Source organism: Ferruginibacter sp. HRS2-29 (assembly GCF_024343615.1).
Lineage (GTDB): Bacteria > Bacteroidota > Bacteroidia > Chitinophagales > Chitinophagaceae > Ferruginibacter.
This window is the reverse complement of sequence record NZ_RJUB01000059.1, coordinates 1-2,935: the sequence shown is the minus strand read 5'-3', so window position 1 is coordinate 2,935 and position 2,935 is coordinate 1. Positions and strand designations below refer to the sequence as shown.

Annotated in this window: 1 pseudogene; it reads right to left on the bottom strand. The window is 39.6% G+C overall.

Features of this window, described 5'->3' with window-relative positions:
• Nucleotides 1-2,696: 2,696 nt before the first annotated feature.
• Nucleotides 2,697-2,935, bottom strand: a pseudogene (locus tag EGI32_RS10845) (cystathionine beta-synthase); the annotation flags it as partial.

Genomic DNA, 2,935 nt, shown 5'->3' with positions numbered 1-2,935 from the left:
CGACGGGAAAAACGGGGTAAATAGTACGTGATCAAAAATCGTAAAACTACGATAGTGAATAGTGAATAGTGAATAGTGAATGGTGAATAGTGAATAGTGAATGGTGAATGGTGAATGGTGAATAGTGAATGGTGAATAGTCAAAGCTTCGAAGCGTTTACTGAATGACAATTTCTTTTAGCCTGGCGGTCGTCTGTCGTCTGTGGTCCGTTGTCTGTGGTCTGTCGTCCGTCGTCTGTGGCCAAATAAAAACTCCCGCCACAAGGGCCAGGAGTCAATTCTTTTTCCAACATTCAGGGAATTACTTCTGAGGGGGCTCATTTATAATGTATCCTGTTTTCAGTCTGGTTTTTCGCTCGTGCCCTGGTTAGGAACTTCAGCTTAGGATCTGGTTCATTCGGTTTTAATTGGATTGGATGGTTGGTTTTGCCAGCGGATATTGGCCTGTTGGTTCTTTTGGTGGGATATTGGTATGCTTTAAAAGAAAAATAGAAGTTGACTGATACTGAATTTTACGGTCTTTTTGGATGGATATTGGAAAACTCGTGGTTTGTTCTGGATCTTTGGATAATGATTGATATTTAATCGATATCAATCAACTTCTGGTACAAAGATGCGGCGAAAAAAGCGACTGTACAAGAGCATAATTGCTCTTTATTACCGGTGAAGTAAATACTGTGGCGATCGTAAATTGAACAACTTTCTTGAGGGGTTAGTACGTATGACCAAATCGTAAAAACACGTAGCAATTACGAATTACGAATGAAAACCTCGGGCGTGAGCAGTGCTTAAGTTGCAGCCTTTGTAAGGCCGGCAAACAATTGCTTCTTTATTTCATATTTAAGGGGCGGTTAAAAACGGGATATGGCTATGACAGCGGATATGCTGAAAATGTTGCATGAGTGAATAGTCAATAGTCAATAGTGAATGCTGAATGGTGAAAGCTTCGAAGTTCTTACTGAGCAACAATTTCTTTTAACCTGGCCGTGGTCTGTAGTCTGTGGTCCGTGGTCTGTCGCCTCTGCCCAAATAAAAACTCCCGCCACAAGGACAGGAGTCAATTTTTTTTCCAACATTCAGGAGGAATTACTTCTGAGGGGGCTCAAGTTAATAATGTTCCTGGTTTCAGTTTGGTTCTTCGCCTGGCCTTGGTTAGGGGTGGCTTCGGAATTGGTTTTTGGTTTTGATTCGGATTGGATGCCTGGTTTGCCATTGTCGCTCTGGTTAGAAGCATAGGCTGGATATTGTCTGGATCTGGTCTTTTGCTATCATCGCTTTGAGGGCATAAGCAGGATAATGAATTCCGGTTGGTTTTTCGAGGATTATAATTCGATCAAAAGATGTTCAAAAAAAAGTAGAAGTTGACTGATATTGAATTTTACGGTCTTTCGGATTGGATATTGGTAAACTCTTGGTTTGATCAGGATTGTTGGATAATGATTGATATTTGATATTTAATCTCTCTATCAATCAACTTCTGATACAAAGATGCGACTAAAAAAGGGGCTGCACAAGAGCGTTATTGCTCTTTTTTCGCGGTGTTGGATATACACACGGAATAGTATATCGACTATGTTTTAAGGAGGGATACTACGTGGATAAAGTAACGTATAATTACGATTTTATGTAAGAACGTGCCTGTGGCGCGTTCTTTAAGGGATAACGCGCCACAGGCACGTTCCTGCATTCGTGAATTCGGGGCAATTGAAAAGGCCCCGTATGAATACGGAGCCCTTAGAGATTTTTTCCAACTTGCACATCTGTTGGTTTTTCAGGATTGGATTTTACTTCTGAGGGGGCTCATATTGTAAAAGTTAGGTTATCCTGGTTTCAGAGTACTGTTTGGTTTTTCGTACCTTGATTGTGGTCAATCATGCACAGGATTGATTTTGTGTTGTTTTTTAAAGGATTTGGATTGGATTGGATTGTTCGGTTTTGGTTTTTGCCATCGTCGCCCTGGTTAGGAGCATAGGCTGGATATTGGTTTTGTTTTTTGTCATCGTCGCTTTTTACAGCATAGACAGGATATTGGTTTTACTTTGGTTCTTCGTCTGGATATATGGATGTAACTATAGTTGTTTTAAAAAGTAGAAGTTGACTGATATTGAATTTTACTGATTTTTCGTAATTGGATATTTGGACACTCAGGTTTATCAGGATTGTTGGATAATGATCGATTTTGATATTTAATCTCTATCAATCAACTTCTGACACAAAGATGCGGCGAAAAACAGCCCTGTACAAGAGCAAAACCGCTCTTTGTTTGGAGTGAAAAAAATACGGATAGGGTAGTAAAATGACTGCCCTGTTTAGGGTAGGGCTACGCTTTTGGGGTACGTATTTTTACTATAACAAATTACTTTTTTAATAAAAATAAAAAGTAATTAATATCTGGAAACTCTTGGTAGGAAAGGATTTTAGCCAAATCGTAAAACTTCGATGCCCAAATCACACAATTTTTCAAACGGTTTTCAGTTGCGCCCCCCAAATAGGAGATGTACGTATAAAGCACTTTTCCGCAAGGACGAAAAAAATCCCGAAAGGGCTTTTTTGTTAATCATATTTTTAAAAACGTAAAAACCAAAGTCAATTACGAATTATCAATTACGAATTACGAATTATGGATTAAAAATTTCTCAGATTTATAATAACCCTTTCACCCGGAAAAATTTGTAATTCGTAATTCGTAATTGATGATTACTTCGTCAGGCTTTGTATAATATCATACTTCGTCACGATGTGGTAAAACCCGCTCTCATCCTTACTCAGTACCGCTCCGTTCTCTTTATTGATGAATGCGCTCAAACGCTCTACCGGTGTGTCAAAAGCCACTTCGGGGTAGGGAGGCTGCATCACGGTGTTTACCGGGGCATCTTTCACATCGGCATTGTTGAGGATCTTGTCAAACAGGCCGTTTTCTGAGATAGAGCCTACAT